At 71.4% G+C, this 16,653-nt stretch carries 20 protein-coding genes; 7 read left to right on the plus strand and 13 right to left on the minus strand.

Going from position 1 to position 16,653, the window contains the following annotated elements; genetic code table 11:
• Nucleotides 1-15: 15 nt before the first annotated feature.
• Nucleotides 16-1,011: a Rid family hydrolase gene (locus J2N69_RS36500; RefSeq protein ID WP_330166795.1), complete on the plus strand. Its 996-nt coding sequence runs from the start codon at nucleotides 16-18 to the stop codon at nucleotides 1,009-1,011.
• A gap of 91 nt (nucleotides 1,012-1,102) precedes the next feature.
• On the opposite strand, the gene J2N69_RS04655 is transcribed toward J2N69_RS36500, so the two are convergent.
• Nucleotides 1,103-1,246 (minus strand): hypothetical protein, encoded by a 144-nt coding sequence (locus J2N69_RS04655; protein ID WP_230899601.1) that lies wholly within the window; start codon nucleotides 1,244-1,246, stop codon nucleotides 1,103-1,105.
• A 178-nt stretch (nucleotides 1,247-1,424) separates the two neighbouring features.
• On the opposite strand from J2N69_RS04655, the gene J2N69_RS04660 reads away from it, so the two are divergent.
• Nucleotides 1,425-1,919 carry a nuclear transport factor 2 family protein gene (locus J2N69_RS04660; protein ID WP_230899602.1) on the plus strand — a complete coding sequence of 165 codons (495 nt, stop codon included), beginning with the start codon at nucleotides 1,425-1,427 and terminating at the stop codon, nucleotides 1,917-1,919.
• Nucleotides 1,920-2,048: 129 nt separating this feature from the next.
• Nucleotides 2,049-3,863 carry an apolipoprotein N-acyltransferase gene (gene lnt, locus J2N69_RS04665; protein ID WP_230899603.1) on the plus strand — a complete coding sequence of 605 codons (1,815 nt, stop codon included), beginning with the start codon at nucleotides 2,049-2,051 and terminating at the stop codon, nucleotides 3,861-3,863.
• Here lnt and J2N69_RS04670 read toward each other — a convergent pair.
• Complete coding sequence (locus J2N69_RS04670; RefSeq protein ID WP_230899604.1) at nucleotides 3,784-4,692, minus strand: Gfo/Idh/MocA family protein; 909 nt, start codon at nucleotides 4,690-4,692, stop codon at nucleotides 3,784-3,786. The genes lnt and J2N69_RS04670 overlap by 80 nt on opposite strands.
• 1,010 nt (nucleotides 4,693-5,702) lie before the next feature.
• Between J2N69_RS04670 and J2N69_RS04675 the strand changes: the two genes are divergently transcribed.
• Entirely contained in the window at nucleotides 5,703-6,170 is a 468-nt protein-coding gene (locus J2N69_RS04675; RefSeq protein WP_230899605.1) for a hypothetical protein, read from the plus strand.
• Here J2N69_RS04675 and J2N69_RS04680 read toward each other — a convergent pair.
• From J2N69_RS04680 to J2N69_RS04715, 8 genes are all read right to left on the minus strand, one after another.
• Nucleotides 6,107-6,727 (minus strand): hypothetical protein, encoded by a 621-nt coding sequence (locus tag J2N69_RS04680; RefSeq protein ID WP_230899606.1) that lies wholly within the window; start codon nucleotides 6,725-6,727, stop codon nucleotides 6,107-6,109. The genes J2N69_RS04675 and J2N69_RS04680 overlap by 64 nt on opposite strands.
• Before the next feature lie 98 nt (nucleotides 6,728-6,825).
• Complete coding sequence (locus tag J2N69_RS04685; RefSeq protein WP_230904581.1) at nucleotides 6,826-7,137, minus strand: WCX domain-containing protein; 312 nt, start codon at nucleotides 7,135-7,137, stop codon at nucleotides 6,826-6,828.
• 88 nt (nucleotides 7,138-7,225) lie between these two features.
• On the minus strand, nucleotides 7,226-7,909 hold the full coding sequence (locus J2N69_RS04690) for a uracil-DNA glycosylase (RefSeq protein ID WP_230899607.1): 684 nt from the start codon (nucleotides 7,907-7,909) through the stop codon (nucleotides 7,226-7,228).
• Between the two features lie 101 nt (nucleotides 7,910-8,010).
• Nucleotides 8,011-9,594, minus strand: coding sequence for an ABC transporter substrate-binding protein (locus tag J2N69_RS04695; RefSeq protein ID WP_230899608.1), 1,584 nt, complete (start codon nucleotides 9,592-9,594; stop codon nucleotides 8,011-8,013).
• Between the two features lie 173 nt (nucleotides 9,595-9,767).
• Nucleotides 9,768-10,553 (minus strand): SDR family oxidoreductase, encoded by a 786-nt coding sequence (locus J2N69_RS04700; protein WP_230899609.1) that lies wholly within the window; start codon nucleotides 10,551-10,553, stop codon nucleotides 9,768-9,770.
• A gap of 17 nt (nucleotides 10,554-10,570) precedes the next feature.
• A complete protein-coding gene (gene fabG / locus J2N69_RS04705; RefSeq protein ID WP_230899610.1) occupies nucleotides 10,571-11,332 on the minus strand; it encodes a 3-oxoacyl-ACP reductase FabG in 762 nt (253 codons plus the stop codon).
• 165 nt (nucleotides 11,333-11,497) lie between these two features.
• The gene (locus J2N69_RS04710; protein WP_230899611.1) at nucleotides 11,498-11,881 is read right to left on the minus strand and encodes a DUF3037 domain-containing protein; all 384 of its coding nucleotides are present in this window, start codon (nucleotides 11,879-11,881) and stop codon (nucleotides 11,498-11,500) included.
• Nucleotides 11,878-12,660: a HipA family kinase gene (locus J2N69_RS04715; RefSeq protein ID WP_230899612.1), complete on the minus strand. Its 783-nt coding sequence runs from the start codon at nucleotides 12,658-12,660 to the stop codon at nucleotides 11,878-11,880. The genes J2N69_RS04710 and J2N69_RS04715 overlap by 4 nt, the downstream gene beginning before the upstream one ends.
• Nucleotides 12,661-12,896: 236 nt before the next feature.
• Between J2N69_RS04715 and J2N69_RS04720 the strand changes: the two genes are divergently transcribed.
• A complete protein-coding gene (locus tag J2N69_RS04720; RefSeq protein ID WP_230899613.1) occupies nucleotides 12,897-13,133 on the plus strand; it encodes a helix-turn-helix domain-containing protein in 237 nt (78 codons plus the stop codon).
• Nucleotides 13,134-13,252: 119 nt separating this feature from the next.
• Here the strand turns inward: J2N69_RS04720 and J2N69_RS04725 are convergent, their stop codons facing one another.
• The 3 genes from J2N69_RS04725 to J2N69_RS04735 all read right to left on the minus strand — a co-directional run bounded on the left by J2N69_RS04725 (nucleotide 13,253) and on the right by J2N69_RS04735 (nucleotide 14,812).
• Nucleotides 13,253-13,450: an antitoxin gene (locus tag J2N69_RS04725; protein ID WP_127911976.1), complete on the minus strand. Its 198-nt coding sequence runs from the start codon at nucleotides 13,448-13,450 to the stop codon at nucleotides 13,253-13,255.
• 208 nt (nucleotides 13,451-13,658) lie between these two features.
• Complete coding sequence (locus tag J2N69_RS04730) at nucleotides 13,659-13,928, minus strand: hypothetical protein (RefSeq protein WP_230899614.1); 270 nt, start codon at nucleotides 13,926-13,928, stop codon at nucleotides 13,659-13,661.
• Nucleotides 13,929-14,032: 104 nt separating this feature from the next.
• Nucleotides 14,033-14,812, minus strand: a complete 780-nt coding sequence (locus J2N69_RS04735) for a DUF2382 domain-containing protein (RefSeq protein WP_230899615.1) — start codon at nucleotides 14,810-14,812, stop codon at nucleotides 14,033-14,035.
• Nucleotides 14,813-14,939: 127 nt separating this feature from the next.
• On the opposite strand from J2N69_RS04735, the gene J2N69_RS04740 reads away from it, so the two are divergent.
• Both J2N69_RS04740 and J2N69_RS04745 read left to right on the plus strand, forming a co-directional pair.
• Nucleotides 14,940-16,031, plus strand: coding sequence for a YihY/virulence factor BrkB family protein (locus J2N69_RS04740; protein ID WP_230899616.1), 1,092 nt, complete (start codon nucleotides 14,940-14,942; stop codon nucleotides 16,029-16,031).
• 101 nt (nucleotides 16,032-16,132) lie between these two features.
• On the plus strand, nucleotides 16,133-16,603 hold the full coding sequence (locus J2N69_RS04745; RefSeq protein ID WP_230899617.1) for a Rieske (2Fe-2S) protein: 471 nt from the start codon (nucleotides 16,133-16,135) through the stop codon (nucleotides 16,601-16,603).
• Nucleotides 16,604-16,653: the final 50 nt, after the last annotated feature.

A 16,653-nucleotide genomic window follows, 5' to 3' on the forward strand; every position in this document is an offset into this window, starting at 1 on the left:
TGCCACGGTGACCCCATGGACGCGAACGAACTCGACGTCAACCGAACGCTGCGCGAGCAGTGGGAGTGCCACTGGAACCATCAGCTCCGAGCCCGCCTCGACGGCCTCACCGGCGACGAGTACTTCTGGTCGCCGGTGCCCGACGCCTGGAGCGTGCGACCGCGCGGTAGTTCGACGGCTCCCGTACAGCTGGGGGCCGGGGACTTCATGCTGGACCACGCCACGCCCCAGCCGGCCCCCGCCGCCTTCGCCACCATCGCCTGGCGCCTGCATCACGTCATCGTCGGCGTGCTCGCCGCGCGCAACGCGGCACACTTCGGGGCGCCCCCGGCGTCGTACGACACCTGGGAGTACGCGGGCGACGCGGCCACCGCGCTCGACCAGCTCACGGCCCAGCTCGACGTCTGGCCGGCCGGAGTCCGCGGCCTCACCGACAGCGAACTCCTGGCCCCGGTCGGCGCGAAGGAGCCCTTCCCCGAGCTGCCCATGGCCGACCTCGTGCTGCACGTCCACCGCGAACTGATCCACCACCTGTCGGAGGTCTGCCTGCTGCGCGACCTCTACCTGCACACGGCACCCGGCACCTTCGGAAAGAGGCCCATGACCGCGCGGACGACCCACCTCGACCCCGACGGGCTCCACAGGAACCCCGCCTTCACGCAGGGCGTGATCACACCCGCCGCCCGGATGCTGCATGTCGGCGGCCAGCTCGGCAGCGACAGTGACGGAGAACTGCTCGACGGCATCGAGGCGCAGACCGCTCAGGCGATGCGCAACGTCCTGACCGTCCTCGCCGCTGCGGGCACCGGTCCCGAGCATGTCGCCAAGTTGACCATCTACCTCGTCCAGGGTGTTGACGCCCATGAGGCGTACGCGGCATCGCGGTCGGTGTGGGGCGATCACCGCACAGCCGTCACCGTCGTCTCCACCGCAGGACACGCGCGCCCGGGCGCGCTCGTGGAGATCGACGCGGTGGCGGTCGTCCCGGAGCAGGACGCCGGGCCGTCCTGACGAGCGGCATCCCCTGGCCACGGCCGGGGGGTGGCCGGCCTGGACGCCGATGGTCCGCTCCCGGTGGCGGGAGCGGACCGGCCGCCCGGCGTCACCGGCGGCGGAGGCCGCCCAGGAGCCGCTGTGCCTGTGCCCGTCGCCGCGGGTCGGCGGAGGCGCGACGCACCTGTGCGACCGTGCGTCGGCCCTGCGGGCTCTGGACGAACTGCTTGATCTTCGTCATCAGTCCTGGCATGTCGTTCGTTCTCCTCTGCCGAGAGTGGCTGGTGGACCGTGCACCTCTTCGTGTACCCGCTGAAGCGCCGTACGGACAGACGAGTTGAGCGAGCGCGTCGATGCGGGCGAACCGCTCCGTCCCTCCGGCTCCGTGCACGCCCCTTGGCTCCGCATCCCCCGTGCCCAACACTGAGCCGATGACGCAGCGCGTGGAACTCGCCGCCGTGATCGACCGGTTGGCCATCGATGCCCTCATCACCGAGTACGCGGTGACCGTCGACGACGGTGACTGGGACGCCTACCAGCAGCTTTTCGCACCCGGTGGACGCGCGGACTACCGCTCCGCGGGCGGCATCGAGGGAGACTCCGCCGAGGTGGCCGCATGGTTGGCCGAGACGATGCGGATGTTCCCCATGCGCCAGCACCTGATCGTCAACCGCCGCCTGGAGTTCGGCACGCTGGAGCAGGACATCGGCGACTCCGCCCGCGTGCGGGCCGACTACGTGAACCCCATGCGGTTCGCGGACCGCGCCGGCGAGGCGGCGTCCACGGCACCCGACTTCGTCTGCGGCGGCCGCTATGCCTTCGCGCTGCTGCGCACGCACGGCGGCTGGCGGCTGCGGGAGGTGGCTGTGCGGGAGAAGTGGCGCCGCGTCAGGGACCGGCGGCACGCGACGCCCACCAAGGACTGACTGACCCGGGGCACGCCACCACCCTTCGTCCCTGCCCACGCCACCCGAACAAACGCCCACTGTTCTAGATCGTCGGCGGCGCGCACACTGGAAGCACGTCCGGGCGTCGGGGACCTAGGGAGGCGCTGCATGGCTCAGTTCGGCGACGACCGGTGGGGGCGGCTCGGGCCCCGCGCCGAGCGGCTGCTCGCGTCACGGCGGTGGCGGGGCGGCGTCGCCGTCGTGGCGGGAGCGCTGCCCGCGCTCGCGTTCCCCGCGCCGTCGCTGTGGTGGTGCGCGTACGTCGCGCTGGTGCCGTGGATGCTCCTGACGCGCACGGCCCCGACCGGGCGGCGGGCCATGGCCGACGGCTGGCTCGGCGGACTCGGGTTCATGATCGCCGTACACCACTGGCTGCTGCCGAGCCTGCATGTGTTCACGGTCGTCATCGCCGCGCTGCTCGGCCTGCTGTGGGCGCCCTGGGGTTGGCTCGTACGACGGCTCCTCGGCGGCGTACCGACGCCGGGTCGGGCGGCGGTCGCGCTGGTGGCCCTGCCCTCGGGCTGGCTGATGGTCGAACTGGTCAGATCCTGGGAGGGTTTGGGCGGCCCCTGGGGTCTGCTCGGCTCCAGCCAGTGGCAGCTGTCCCCGGCCCTGCGGCTCGCCTCCGTGGGCGGGGTCTGGCTGGTCAGCGCGCTGGTGGTGGCCTTGAACGTGGGGGTCGCGCTGCTGATCGTCGCCTGGGCGCGGGGCAGGGGGCTTGCGGGGGATGCGGTGGACGCGGTGGACGCCGGTTCGGCGCCCGGAAGCGGTTCGGCGCCTGGAAGCGGTTCCGTGTTCGGACATGGCTCCGCGTTCCGGCACGGCGCCGCGTTCCGGCACGGCTCCCGCATGGTGGCCCCGAAGTCCGCCCTTCTCGCCACGTCTGCCCTCCGCACGTCCGCCCTCCCCGCACCGGCCCTCGCCGGGATCGCCGGGCTCGTCGCCGTCGCCCTCGTCACCATCGCCGCCTGGTCCTGGGCCCCGCAGCCGGAAGCCGCGGGCCGCGTCCGGGTCGCCGTCGTACAACCCGGTGTCATCAACGGCATCGCGGGCGCCGAGAAGCGGTTCGCCCGCGAGGAGGAGCTGACCCGCTCCCTCGCCGGGCGGGACCTGGACCTGGTCGTGTGGGGCGAGAGCAGCGTCGGCTTCGACCTGGCCGACCGGCCCGACGTCGCCCGCCGCATCGCCGCGCTCTCCCGCGAGGTCGGCGCGGACATCCTGGTGAACGTCGACGCGCGCCGCTCCGACCGGCCCGGCATCTTCAAGAGCTCCGTGCTCGTCGGCCCGGACGGGCCGACCGGCGACCGCTACGACAAGATGCGGCTCGTGCCCTTCGGCGAGTACATACCGGCGCGGTCCCTGCTCGGCTGGGCCACCTCCGTCGGCAAGGCCGCGGGCGAGGACCGCAGGCGCGGCGACCGCCAGGTGGTCATGGACGCCGGGCACGGCCTGCGGGTCGGGCCACTGGTCTGCTTCGAGTCGGCGTTCCCCGACATGAGCCGGCAGCTCACCCGGGACGGCGCCCGACTGCTCCTCGCCCAGTCCGCCACGTCGTCGTTCCAGGCCAGCTGGGCGCCCGAGCAGCACGCCTCGCTCGCGGCGGTGCGCGCCGCCGAGACGGGCCGCCCGATGGTGCACGCCACGCTCACCGGTGTCTCCGCGGTCCACGCCGCGGACGGTTCACGCGTCGGCACCCCGCTCGGCACCTCGGCGAGCGCCGCCGAGGTGTACGACGTACCGCTGGCCAAGGGCACCACCGCGTACGTCCGCTGGGGCGCCTGGCCCGTGCAGGGAGCGCTGCTCGTCCTCATGGCGCTGGGCGCGGCCGAGGGCGCGCGGGTTCTCAGGCGCCGCCCTGCCCCTGAGCGGCGAGGACCACGCGCTCGCACAGTTCATGGGTCGCCAGTGCGTCCCGGGCGCTGAGGACCTTGCCCGCGCGGACGGCGTCCAGGAAGGCGAGGACGACCTGTTCGATGCCGCGCTGCCGGGCCACCGGCACCCAGTCGCCGCGCCGCCGCACGCTGGGCTGGCCCTTGTGGTCGATGACGTCGGCGAGGTTGACCACCTGCCGCTTGGTGTCCTGCCCGGAGACCTCGAGGATCTCCTCGGTCGAACCGCTCAGCCGGTTCATCACGCCGAGCGCGGTGAAGCCGTCGCCCGCCAGTTGCAGCACGACGTGCTCCATCAGCCCGTCCACGACGCGGGCCCGCACACCGACGTGGTCGATCGGCCCGGGCGCCAGGAAGCGCAGGGTGTCCACGACGTGGATGAAGTCGTCGAGCACGAGGGTGCGCGGGTCCTCGGGCAGCCCGACGCGGTTCTTCTGCATCAGGATCAGCTCGCGCGGGTGGTCCGCGCACTGGGCGTAACCGGGCGCGTAACGGCGGTTGAAGCCGACGGCGAGGCTGACGCCGCGGTCCTCGGCGAGCTTCACGAGGCGCTGGGAGTCGGCGAGTTCGTACGCGATGGGCTTGTCGACGTACGTGGGGACGCCCGCCTCGACGAGCCGCGTGACGATCTCGGGATGCACGGCGGTCGGCGCGTGCACGAAGGCGGCGTCGAGGCCCTGGGCGAGCAGTGCGTCCAGGTCGGTGTGGCAGCGGGCGTCCGGGATGTGGTGGACGCCCGCGACCCGGGCGAGCGTCGCGGGGGTGCGGGTCTGGAGGTGCAGCTCGACCCCGGGCTGGGTGGTGAGGACGGGCAGATACGCCTTCTGCGCGATGTCACCGAGTCCGATGCAGCCGATCTTCACCACTGTCTCCCTACGTCTGCCGCTGATCCACCGCCGACCCGGCCGACCCCTGCGCGCGGCCGCGCGGAAGTCCCGGTCACCATTCCCGCAGCATACGGGGCCTGCGGAGGGCACCGGTCGGCTCCGGCGAGGAGCCGGGGGCTCGTGGGGGGGTGGGGGTGAGCCGGGAGGTGCGTGAGGCCCGTCCGGCGGAGGAGGTCCGCGGGGGCGGGCGGGCGCCGGGAAACCGCTGGGGGGCGACGCTCTACGGCCGCCTTCGCGTCGCGGGCGCGTGCGGGGGCACCCCTCCCGGCTGCCCTCGCCTCGCGGGCACCAGGGAGTGCCGTGCAGCGCGGGCACACACGCGGCCCAGCAGGCACGGGCAGGCGTCGGGAAATCACCGCAGGGGGACGCCCCCCGACCACCTTCGCGTCGCGGGCCCCGGGCAGGGCCATGCCGCTCGGGCATGGGCGAGCCGGGCGTGCGCCGGGAAACCGTCGCGGGGGATGCCCCCGGCCGCCTGCGTGTCGCGGGCCCTAGCCATGGCCATGTAGCGCGGGCATACACGGGGCCCAGCGGCCACGGGCGGGCGTCGGGAGACCACAGCGAGGGCACGCTTCCGCTGCCGCCTTCGCGTTGCGAGTGCGTGGGGGGGGGGACGCACCTCCCGGCTACCCTCGCGTAGCACGCCCCAGACAGGGCCATGCGGCGCGGGCACACACAGGGCCCAGCGGACCCGGGCGGGCGCCGGGAAACCGCCGCAGGCGCCCCCCCCCAGCCGCCCTCGCCTCGCGGGCCCCAGGCACAGCCGTGCAGCGCGGGCACCCATGGGACCCAGCGGCCACGGACAGGCGCCAGGAAACCGCCATGCGGGGGCGCCCCCAACCGCCCCCGCGTCACGGGCCCCAGGCAGAGCCGCGCAGCGCAGGCACACACGCTCGCCGGTCCACACAGGCCGCCCCGTCACCCGTGCGGGGCACCTCCCCCGTGTTTCGGCCCCAAGGGCCGCCGTCGACCCCAGAGTTGGGCGGGTGCACAGATCGACGACCACCACCGCCGCGCTTCTCGTCTCCGTGGCCGTCTCGGCCACCGCCTCCGGCTGCGTGAGCGTCGAGCGGTCGCCCCGGCCCGCCACCGCCCCGACCACCGCGTCACCGTCCGCGCCCCGCACGGACGGGCGAAGCCGGCCGCAGATCGAGCAGGCCCCGGCCCGCGATGCGCTGGTGAGCATGGGGCCGCCCCGACGGCCGGCCCCACAGAACCCCGCCCCTGTCACCCGCCCGTCCACCCCGGCGCCCCGCTCCGAGCAGCCGCAGCCGAAGCCGAAACCACCGCCGGTACGCAGGCCCCCCGCGGCCCGGCCCGACGCCCGCGCCACCCGTCCCGTCCCGCCCCTGCCGCCGCCCACCACGGACGTCTGCGCCCTCGGCGAGGCCTACGGAGGCTGGCGGCCGGGCAGCCCCGAGTCGGTCATCTGCCGGGACATGTACGGGCGTTGAGCCGGGCGGCGCGCGGCGGTGACACCCCCGTGGCCACCGCTGTGCGCCCCGGCGCGCTCCCCACCCCCGTCACTCCTCCTCGCCGCCCTCCCCACCTGCCGCTCCAGCCGCGCGATGGCCGCCTTGATGCCGTCGCCGTATCCGTCGTCCTCCAGTGCGCCGACCGCGCCGCGGGCCCGGCGCAGATGGCTGCGGGCCGCCTCGGGGCGGCCCAGCTTCAGGTAGTCCGCGGCGAGGTTGAGGTGCAGGGAGGGGTAGAAGCCGCGCACCGCGAGCGACCGGTGGTGTTCGTGCAACCGGGCGTCCGTAAGCTCGTCCGCCGCCGACAACGCCCGCAGGTCCCAGGCCAGTTCCGCCGAAGGGTCCTCCTGGGTGTCCGCCATGTAGTGCGCGAGGGTGCACCGGTGCAGTGGGTCGCCGTCCTCGCCGATCTCCCCCCACAGGCCGAGGAAGCGGCCTTGCGCCTCCTCGCGGTCGCCGCCGTGATGCAACATGACCGCCTGCCCGATCCGCGTCATCATCGCGTCTTCCGCCGTCTGCTCCTGCTGCTCCGTCACCGGGTCCTCCGTGGTCGTACGGCCATCGCCCCCATCCCTGACGACGCTAGCGGCCACCACTGACAATCGTGGTCAGGCACGTTCGGCGGAGGCGGCGCTCACGCGTACCGCTGGGCCGGCCCGGTGACGCTCCTGGCCACCTCGGCGCGGAGTCCGGGCGGCCCGAGCCCCTCCGCCTCCAGGCCGAGCCGGAGGATGTCGCCCGCGGCCACCGGCAGCTCCTCCACGTCGAGGTCCACCTCCGTCCAGCCGGCCGCGTCAGCCCCACCCGCGCCGTCCACGGCCCGCGCCTCCGCCGCGCCGAACATCGCGGTCAGCGGCCCGATCCCCGACCGGGACACCTTCAGCCGCGCGGTGCTCCGCAGCACCCGCGCCTCCGGACCACGCGACGCCTCACCCCCGTACTCCATCGCGTACACGAGCGAGACGACGAGCGCGTACGTCGGCTACGAGTTCATCGACGGCACGCGACGCACTCGGCGCCCTGGGCTGAGTCCGTCAGCCGAGGTTCGGGATACGCCAGTCGATCGGCTCGTGTCCCTGCGCCGCCACCGCTTCGTTGATCTGCGTGAAGGGGCGCGAGCCGAAGAACTTCTTCGCGGACAGCGGCGAGGGGTGGGCGCCCTTCACGACGACGTGGCGCTCCTCGTCGATGAGGGGGAGTTTCTTCTGGGCGTAGTTCCCCCACAGCACGAAGACGGCCGGGTCGGGGCGCTCGGCCACCGCGCGGATCACCGCGTCGGTGAACTTCTCCCAGCCCTTGCCCTTGTGGGAGTTGGCCTCACCGGCGCGGACCGTGAGCACCGCGTTCAGCAGGAGGACGCCCTGCTCGGCCCACGGCATCAGGTAGCCGTTGTCGGGCACGGGGTGGCCCAGCTCCGCCTGCATCTCCTTGTAGATGTTCCGCAGGGAGGGCGGCGTCTTCACGCCGGGGCGCACGGAGAAGCACAGGCCGTGGCCCTGACCCGCGCCGTGGTAGGGGTCCTGGCCGAGGACCAGGACCTTCACGCGCTCGTAGGGCGTCGCGTCGAGGGCGGCGAAGACCTCCTCGCGCGGGGGGTAGACGGGGCCCATCGCCCGCTCTTTCTCGACGAACTCGGTGAGCTCCTTGAAGTAGGGCTTCTGGAGCTCCTCGCCGAGGACTCCGCGCCAGGACGCGGGCAGCATGGCGATGTCGGTCACGTGAACAACCTCCGGTGTGCGGTCACTTCTCACGGAAGAACCTACCGGCGCCCACTGACAATCCGACCGGAACCCGTCTCCCCCGGCCCGACGCCCCTTGCCTACCAGCTCGTTTTGCGCTGGAGCTCCCACATCATCATGATCGCCGAGGGGTCGAGGGCGCGCTCGCCGCCCGCGATCTCCTCGCTGGCCATGATGTACTGCTTGCCCTGCCAGAGCGGGAGCAGCCTGACGTCGTCGACGAGGATCTCCTGGGCCCGTTCGAAGTCGTCGATCACCGCGCCCCGGTCGGTCTCCCTGCGCTCGCGCGGCAGCACCTCGTCGGTGATCTCCTTGGAGACGTACGGCGTGTTGAGCACGTTCTTCGGGCCGACGAACGGCGCGATGAAGTTGTCCGCGTCGGGGAAGTCCGGGAACCACCCTCGCCCGAAGACCGGGTACTCGCCGTTGCTGTAGCCGTCCTGGAACTCGGTCCACGGGCGGCTCTTGAGCGTTATCTCGAAGAGGCCGGACGCCTCCAGCTGCCGCTTGATCTCGGCGAACTCCAGCGCGGTGGCCGATCCGTAGCGGTCGGTGGTGTACCAGAGCGTGAGCGGGACGGGCGCGGTGATGCCCGCGTCGGTGAGGATCTTCCTGGCCTTGGCCGAGCTGGGGTTTCCGTAGTCGTCGAAGAACCCGGTGGCGTGGCCCGTGAGGCCCCTCGGCACCATCGAGTAGAGGGGTTCGACGGTGTCCTTGTAGACCTTGTGGGCGATGGCGGCACGGTCGACGACCTGCGCGAAGGCCCGGCGGACCGGGAGCTTGCGCGCCCAGGCGTCCTTGGTGTTGAACACCAGGTAGCGGATCTCGGTGCCCGCGCCCTCGACGAGTTCGATGTCCTGCTCGCGCCGGCCCCTGTTCTGCATGGCGACGACGTCCTCGGCGGCCAGACCGCGGAAGGTGACGTCGATCTGCTTCTTCTTGAGGGCGTCGACCATCGCCGACGACTTCTTGTAGTAGCGGATGGTGACGGCGTCGTTCTTGACGTCGGCCGCGCCCTCGTAGTGGCTGTTCTTGACCAGCTCCGCCTTCTCGCCCGCCGTGTAGGCCTTCAGGGAGTACGGCCCCGAGCCGGTGATCTGGTCCCCGGTGCGGAGCTTGTCCGCCGGGTAGTCACCGGGGTCGACGATCGACATGGCGGGCGTCGCCAGCACGAACGGGAAGGTCGCGTCCGCCTTCTTGAGGCGGAAGACGACGGTCCTGTCGCCCTTGGCCGTGACCGTGTCGAGGGAGCCGAGCAGCCCCGCGGGACCGCCCTTGACCACGCCCTTGGCCTCCAGGGTCCGCATCCGGTCGAAGGAGTACTTGACGGCCGCCGCGTCCAGTGTGTCGCCGTCGGAGAACTTCAGCCCTTCGCGCAGCTCACAGGTGAAGACCTTGTTGGACGCGTCGGAGAACTCGCAGGACTCGGCCGCGTCCGGCTCCGGCTCGGTGGCCCCCGAGGGGAAGCTGAGCAGGGTCTGGAAGACGTTCCGGTAGAGCTCCCAGGAACTGTCCCAGGCCTTGGCCGGGTCCAGGGTGCTGGGCGCGCTCATCGTGCCGACGGTGATCGGCTCTTCCTCGTCCGGCCCCTCGGAGGACAGCAGCCCACAGCCCGCGAGCAGGGACATGGACGCGAGCGCCGCCACCGGACGCATACCCCTCATACGCTTCGCAAGGGGAACTTCACTGAACACGCGCACGCTCCTCGATCGGCCATGCCATGGGATCGGCAGACAATATCGCAGTGCCCCGCCGGGCCAACCCACTGCGCCGACAGGGCACTTGATGCGTGCGTACGTCGCTTTTGGCGGCGTAGCCGATGGTTGTGCGGGCTTCGTCAGCCGACGCCCGCATTGAGGAAGATGCCGCCATCGACCACGAGTGTCTGGCCGGTGATCCAGTCGGACTGGGCCGAGGTGAGGAAGGCGGCCGCGCCGCCGATGTCCTCGGGCACGCCGAGCCTGCCGAGCGGGTAGGAGGCGGCGGCCTCCGCCTCACGGCCCTCGTAGAGCGCCTGGGCGAACTTGGTCTTGACGACCGCGGGCGCGATGGAGTTCACGCGCACCTTCGGCGCGAACTCGTGGGCCAGCTGGAGGCTGAGGTTGACCATGGCGGCCTTGCTCATCCCGTACGCCCCGATGAACGGCGAGGCGGAGACGCCGGCGACGGAGGCGATGTTGACGATCGCGCCGCCGTGCTCGCTCTGCCAGGCCTTCCAGGTCTGCTGGGCGAAGCCGAGCGCCGAGATGACGTTGGTCTCGTACACCTTGCGCGCCACACCGAGGTCGAGTTCGGCGATCGGCCCGAAGACCGGGTTCGTGCCGGCGTTGTTGATCAGGAAGTCGACCCTGCCGAAGGCCTCCATCATGCGTGCGACCGCGGTCGCCTGGTGGGCCTCGTCGTGGGCCTTGCCCGCGACGCCGATGACCCGGTCGGAGCCGAGCTTCTCGACGGCCTCATTGAGAGCGTCCTCGTTGCGTCCGGTGATGCAGACGCGGTCGCCGCGGGCGACCAGGGCCTCGGCGATGCCGTAGCCGATGCCGCGGCTCGCGCCCGTGACGAGCGCGGCCTTTCCGCTGTCCCGTACCGCGCCGTCCCGCACTGCGCTGTCCTGCGCTGCCATGATCTTCGCCTTCCGGGTCAGTTGAGCGGGCCGCCGGCCACGTACATGACCTGTCCGGAGACGAAGCCCGCGTCCTCGCCGGTGAAGAAGGCGATGGCGTTGGCGATGTCCTCGGGGCGGCCGACGCGCTGCACCGGGATCTGGGTGGCGGCCGCCGCCTGGAACTCCTCGAAGTCCATGCCGACGCGGTCGGCCGTGGCCTTGGTCATCTCCGTGACGATGAAGCCGGGGGCGACGGAGTTGGCGGTGACGCCGAACTTGCCGAGTTCCTTGGCGAGGGTCTTGGTGAAGCCCTGGAGTCCGGCCTTGGCCGCGGCGTAGTTGGCCTGGCCGCGGTTGCCGAGCGCGGAGGACGAGGAGAGGTTCACGATCCGGCCGAAGCCCGCATCCACCATGTGCTTCTGGCAGGCCTTCGACATCAGGAACGCACCGCGCAGGTGCACGTTCATGACGGTGTCCCAGTCGCCCGCGCTCATCTTGAACAGGAGGTTGTCGCGCAGCACACCGGCGTTGTTGACCAGGATCGTCGGCGCGCCGAGCTGCTCGGCGATGCGGGCGACCGCGGCCTCGACCTGGGCCTCGTCGGAGACGTCGCAGCCGACCGCGAGCGCCTTGCCGCCGGCGGCGGTGATCCGCTCGACGGTGTCCTTGCAGGCGGCCTCGTCGAGGTCGATGACGGCCACGGCACGGCCCTCGGCGGCGAGCCGTACGGCGGTCGCCGCACCGATGCCTCGCGCTCCTCCGGTCACGACCGCGACGCGCTGCTCAGTGGTGGACATGCTGGTTCTCCTCGCCTTGGGATGCGGCTCTGCGTAGTGCGGCTCCACGGTACGCCCCGCTGGTGAGCGACCGCTTAGTACCTTCAGCTGGACGAGACGCTAGAAGCCCTGGCACCGGGTGTCAACGGCCCACAGCCGAGCTGTGACGCGTTACCCCGCCGAACCTCACCTGACCAACAGGTCGAGGAGGCGGTCCACCTCGGCCCCGGGGTCGGCCGTCAGGCCGGTGTGCACGGGGCCCGGCTGCACCACCGTGGAGCGCGGCGCGATCAGCCACCGGAAGCGGCGGCCCGCGTCGTCCCGCTGGGCCTGGCCCGCGGCCTCGCCGCCCGCGCAGATCCGCTCGACGGCGCCGAGCGCGGCCCGGATTCCGTCGATGTCGGCCGCGGGGTCGAGCGCCCGCAGTCTGCCCTCGTCGAGGTGGGTGCGGGCGGCGACGAACTCCTTGGCGCGGCAGTAGACGACGACGCCCGCGTTGAACTGCTCGCCGCGCTCGACGCGCGGCACCACGCGCACCAGCGCGTACTCGAAGACGTCCCGCTGCGTCACGTGGTGGCACCCTTCTTCGGCCGCGGCTCGCCGAGGGCGATCCGTTCGTGGATGGTCCCCGCGCGCGGCAGCAGCACGGAGACGTAGGCACGGCGTACGTCGTCCGGGTCCGCGAAGCCCGGCTCGTCGAGGAGCCACGCGTCGGGCACCTCCGCGGTGACCTCGGTGAGCAGGTCCTCGGTGATGAGCGGGGCGAGTTCGGCGGCGGCCGTCGCCACGTCGGGGCCGCAGGGGGCCAGGACGTGGTCGGAGGCGTCGTACGGCTTGGCGGCCGCGGCCTGGGCGGTGCGCCAGTTGTGGTGCCAGATCATGCTGGCGCCGTGGTCGATGAGCCACAGGTCGCCGTGCCACAGGAGCAGGTTGGGGTTGCGCCAGGAGCGGTCGACGTTGTTGATCAGGGCGTCGAACCAGACGACGCGGCCCGCCTCGGCCGGGTCCACGGCGTGGGCGAGCGGATCGAAGCCGAGCGCGCCCGAGAGGAAGTCCATGCCGAGGTTGGGGCCGCCGCTGGACTTCAGGAGTTCCTGCACCTCCTGGTCGGGCTCGCCGAGGCCGATCACGGGGTCCAGCAGCATCTGGACGAGCCGCGGCATGCGCAGCCCCAGGCGGCGCGCCAACTCCCCGCAGATCACCTCGGCGACGAGCGTCTTGCGGCCCTGACCGGCGCCGGTGAATTTCATGACGTACGTCGCGAGGTCGTCGGCCTCGACGAGTCCCGGCAGCGAGCCGCCCTCACGCAGGGGCGTGATGTAGCGGGTCGCGGTGACCTCTTTCAGCATGTTCCCAGGCCACCTGTCCATTCAACCTAGCGATCCACGGCCAACCTTGGAGGCGTAGGAGTGGGAGTCACCCGCTCCGGCTCCGGCGTGAAGTGAGCATAGTAACCGAGGGTGATCGCGGGAAAGATGCGGGCAGCGGCCGACGCGGCTTTCGTCCCACTCGGGACGGGGGTGCCATGCTCCCACGAAAGAGTGGCCCGACGAATGGCGGTAATAGGTGGGGGCAGGCGACGCATATGGCCGACCTTGGAGAACTTCTGCAAGTAACCATGCACCGCCGCCACATGACTGCTCAGGCTCTCGCGGAGCGAACCGGTATTCGCACTCCACGTATCAGGGCCTTTATGGAGGACGGCGCCCAGGGGCCCGTTCTTCCCACCGAGGGGGAACTGGCCGAAATCGCTGTGGCCTTGCGGCTGCCGCTCACCGAGATTCTCGGCGCCACTCGTACTCCGGCCAAGATGACGGCCTGACTCCCGCGCCCGCCGTTCACGGCTACTCGCCGATACTCAGCGGCGCCTCGACTGGCCCATGACACACCACGGCGAGGTGCACAGCGCGGACGCTGTACACCTCGCCGTGCTGGCGCTGCTCAGTGGCCGGCCGCCGTGCCGCCCCCTCCGTAGGAACGACGGGCCGCATCGGCGGCCTTGTCGGTCTGGGCGTCGTACTTGTCGCCGGTACGCTCATCGACCGCGCGTTCCACGTTCTCGACACCCTTGTCGGCCTGATCCGGGTGGCCCTTGGCCAGCTCCTTGGCCTTGTTCGCCATATCGCCGAGCTTGCCCATAACCTGCCTCCTGCGGTGGTGCGGGTATTTCGTCGTACGCCGTAACGCGTACCCCTGACTCGCGGCCAAAACCGCCGCTTCGCCTTCCGCTCGGTGTCGCGTACACCGAAGGCGCCGGCAAGGGCAGCGCGAATGCGGTCGCGTCACGCGATCGCCCCGCTGCCGGTCCCTTGACGAGGACCGGCAGCGGGGCGATCTACGGGCCGGGTCAGCTGCCCGCGGGCGTGACGCCGAACATCAGGGTGCGGCGGGTCACGTCGTAATGGACTGTTCCGGTGTTCTCCAGCAGGTCCTGCAGAACGTCGGCGTCGTCGGCCTGCACGGTCAGGACCTCCTCCCACGCGCCCTCGTCCAGGACGAGCTGGAGGGTGAAGGTGCCGCGTGCGCCGGCTTCACCGGCCACCCAGCTGAACTGGTAGTGGCTGACCTGGCGGACCTTGATGCTGTCGTCGGTGAGCGGCTGCTTGACCCTGGGCATGTGTTCTCCTCGTCCAACAGATGATGCGGTACGTGGCTCGGACTCGGGCTCGGTGGCCGTCCGGGCGATCGGTTCCTTCTCCGTCATACGGCGGGAGTCGGCCGTCAGCGACCGGTGTCCCGGTCCCGGCCGGGGGTGTCCGCCTCGATGTGCTCCTTGCGGAGCCGGCCGCGGACCGTCTCTTCCTCGACGTGTTCCTCGGTGTTCAGACGCACCCGCTCCACCGGGACCGCCTCCGTCTCCACGACGGGACGCTCGGCGTGCAGGGTGACTTCGTGCTCGGCCTCGGAGATCTCGGGACCGGACAGGGCCTGGTCGGCGTTGGCGTCGGTGATCGGCTCGCGTTCGATGACGACCTCTTCGTGCCGCACCGGGACGGTCTGCTGGACCTCCTCCGTCACCACGTACTTGCGCAGACGGGCGCGGCCGGTCTCCCGGCGCTCGGTGCCGACGTGCATCCGCTCCTCGGAGCGGGTCATGGCCTCGTCCCCGGAGCGCGGCGTCGAGGTGTCACCGCGGGCCCAGCCGCCCTCTCCGGGCTGGTTGGCCTGGTGCCAGGCCTCTTCCCAGGCGATGCCGTAGTGCTCGTAGAGCCGGTGTTCCTCGGTCTCGGACAGGTGTCCGCCGGAATCGACGTCGACGTTGGGTGCGTCCTTGACGGTGTCCTTGGCGTACGGCACCTCAAGGTGATCCTCGACCACGGTGGCGTCCTGGATCGGCACGAACGACTCGCTGGTGCCGAAAAGGCCGGTCTTGACGCTGACCCACGCGGGGTGACCGGTGACGTCGTCGAGGAAGACGTGCTTGGCTTCGCCGATCTTGTTGCCATCGGCGTCGTGGACCGGGTGGTCCAGCACGGTCGGGATCTGCTCTCGGGTGATCATCGTGACCCTCCTTCTTCCTCGGTGTTGGGCTCCCCCTCCGACTCACCGCCACAGACCGGACGAAACATCGCGAGTGCCTGCAAACGGAATCTGTTTCCGTCCTGCCGGGTCCGGTTACCCATCTCGCATGGCACCGACCCCGGAATCACCTCAGCGACGGAACGAACCCAGCGGTGACAGCGGCACCGGCCACCACGACGACCGTGCGAACGGCACATCCGAGGCCACACGCGGATCGGAGAACATCGGTCCGAACCCGGAAGTGGAACGCAACGCGCCCGATGAGCCGACGGCCATGCCCAAGAGGTCGTGGTGGGTGCTGCTCAAGCGCACGGCGAAGGAGTTCCAGGACGACGAACTCGCCGACCGGGCCGCGAGCCTGACCTACTACGGCGTCCTGTCCCTCTTCCCGGCCCTGTTGGTGCTGGTGTCACTGCTCGGGATCGCGGGCAAGTCGGCCACGCAGCAGGTCATGGACAACTTGCAGAAGCTCGCCCCCGGCCCGGCGCGCGACATCATCTCCAATGCCGTTCAGCAACTGCAGGGCAACGGCGGGACCGGCTCGCTCATGGCGATCGTCGGTCTGGTGCTGGCGGTGTGGTCGGCCTCCGGCTACATCGCGGCGTTCATCCGCACCTCCAACGCCGTCTACGACATGCCGGAGGGCCGCCCGGTGTGGAAGGTGCTGCCCCTGCGCCTGGCGTTGACGGTCATCCTGATGGTGCTGGCGGTCATCAGTGCGCTGATCGTGGTGTTCACCGGTCCCCTCGCGCAGCGGGCGGGCTCCGCGCTGGGGATCGGGGACGGCGCCATGACCGCGTGGTCGATCGCGAAGTGGCCGGTCCTGGTCCTGCTCGTCATCATCATGATCGCGATCCTGTACTGGGCCGCCCCCAACGCCCGGGGCCGCGGCTTCAAATGGGTGACCCCCGGCAGCCTGCTCGCCCTGCTGATCTGGATGATCGCCTCGGCCGGCTTCGCGCTGTACGTGGCCAACTTCGCCTCGTACAACAAGACCTACGGCACCCTCGCCGGCGTCATCATCTTCCTGGTGTGGCTGTGGATCACCAACCTGGCGATCCTGCTGGGCCTGGAGTTCGACGCGGAGATGGCCCGTCAGCGGGCCATAGAGGGCGGCCATCCGGAGAACGAGGAGCCGTACGTCGAACCGCGTGACACCACCAAGTGGACCGAGGAGGACCGCCGACGCCTGGAGTGACCCCCTCAGCACCGCGAGGCAACCGTTCCCGGCTGGGCCCCGACGCGCACGAGGTCCGCGGGCGTTTGAACGCGGCGGCGCGCGGGGCCGTACCACCGGGCATGACGACTTCCGAGGAACCCTTCTCCGGGCCCCGCCGCCGCACCGTCGTGGCCACGATCGGTGGCGTGGGGCTCGCCGCCGCCCTGACCGCGTGCGGCGGCGACAGTGACAGCGGCGACGGCGGCAACGACTCCACCGCCCCGGCGGGCGCGCGGTCGTCCGGTGGCGGCGACGGGGCCACCGGAGCGGTGCTCGCCAGGACGGCGGACATCCCCGTGGGCGGCGGCAAGATCTTCAAGGACGAGGGGGTGGTGGTCACCCAGCCCACCAAGGGCGAGTTCAAGGCGTTCTCGAACCTCTGCACCCACAAGCAGTGCCCGGTGACGAGCGTCGAAGGGGGCACCATCAACTGCCCCTGCCACGGGAGCAAGTTCTCCATCGCCGACGGCAGTGTCGAGCAGAAGCCGGCGACCAGCCCGCTGCCGGCCGCCGAGATCTCCGTGGACGGTGACTCGATCACGCTTGCCTGAGAGGTCCGGTCGCCGAGCCGGACCCGACGACCAGCGCCACCAGCCGCTCC

Origin of the sequence: Streptomyces huasconensis, assembly GCF_021028635.1 — a bacterium.
GTDB classification, from domain to species: domain Bacteria; phylum Actinomycetota; class Actinomycetes; order Streptomycetales; family Streptomycetaceae; genus Streptomyces; species Streptomyces huasconensis.

Coding starts and splice junctions, on each gene's coding strand:
- J2N69_RS36500 (WP_330166795.1), top strand. CDS start 16: ATGGACGCGAACGAACTCGACGTCAACCGAACGCTGCGCGAGCAGTGG.
- J2N69_RS04695 (WP_230899608.1), bottom strand. CDS start 9,594: ATGAGGGGTATGCGTCCGGTGGCGGCGCTCGCGTCCATGTCCCTGCTC.
- J2N69_RS04655 (WP_230899601.1), bottom strand. CDS start 1,246: ATGCCAGGACTGATGACGAAGATCAAGCAGTTCGTCCAGAGCCCGCAG.
- J2N69_RS04660 (WP_230899602.1), top strand. CDS start 1,425: ATGACGCAGCGCGTGGAACTCGCCGCCGTGATCGACCGGTTGGCCATC.
- fabG (WP_230899610.1), bottom strand. CDS start 11,332: ATGTCCACCACTGAGCAGCGCGTCGCGGTCGTGACCGGAGGAGCGCGA.
- J2N69_RS04725 (WP_127911976.1), bottom strand. CDS start 13,450: ATGGGCAAGCTCGGCGATATGGCGAACAAGGCCAAGGAGCTGGCCAAG.
- J2N69_RS04700 (WP_230899609.1), bottom strand. CDS start 10,553: ATGGCAGCGCAGGACAGCGCAGTGCGGGACGGCGCGGTACGGGACAGC.
- J2N69_RS04740 (WP_230899616.1), top strand. CDS start 14,940: ATGGCACCGACCCCGGAATCACCTCAGCGACGGAACGAACCCAGCGGT.
- lnt (WP_230899603.1), top strand. CDS start 2,049: ATGGCTCAGTTCGGCGACGACCGGTGGGGGCGGCTCGGGCCCCGCGCC.
- J2N69_RS04715 (WP_230899612.1), bottom strand. CDS start 12,660: ATGCTGAAAGAGGTCACCGCGACCCGCTACATCACGCCCCTGCGTGAG.
- J2N69_RS04735 (WP_230899615.1), bottom strand. CDS start 14,812: ATGATCACCCGAGAGCAGATCCCGACCGTGCTGGACCACCCGGTCCAC.
- J2N69_RS04720 (WP_230899613.1), top strand. CDS start 12,897: ATGGCCGACCTTGGAGAACTTCTGCAAGTAACCATGCACCGCCGCCAC.
- J2N69_RS04685 (WP_230904581.1), bottom strand. CDS start 7,137: ATGGAGTACGGGGGTGAGGCGTCGCGTGGTCCGGAGGCGCGGGTGCTG.
- J2N69_RS04745 (WP_230899617.1), top strand. CDS start 16,133: ATGACGACTTCCGAGGAACCCTTCTCCGGGCCCCGCCGCCGCACCGTC.
- J2N69_RS04730 (WP_230899614.1), bottom strand. CDS start 13,928: ATGCCCAGGGTCAAGCAGCCGCTCACCGACGACAGCATCAAGGTCCGC.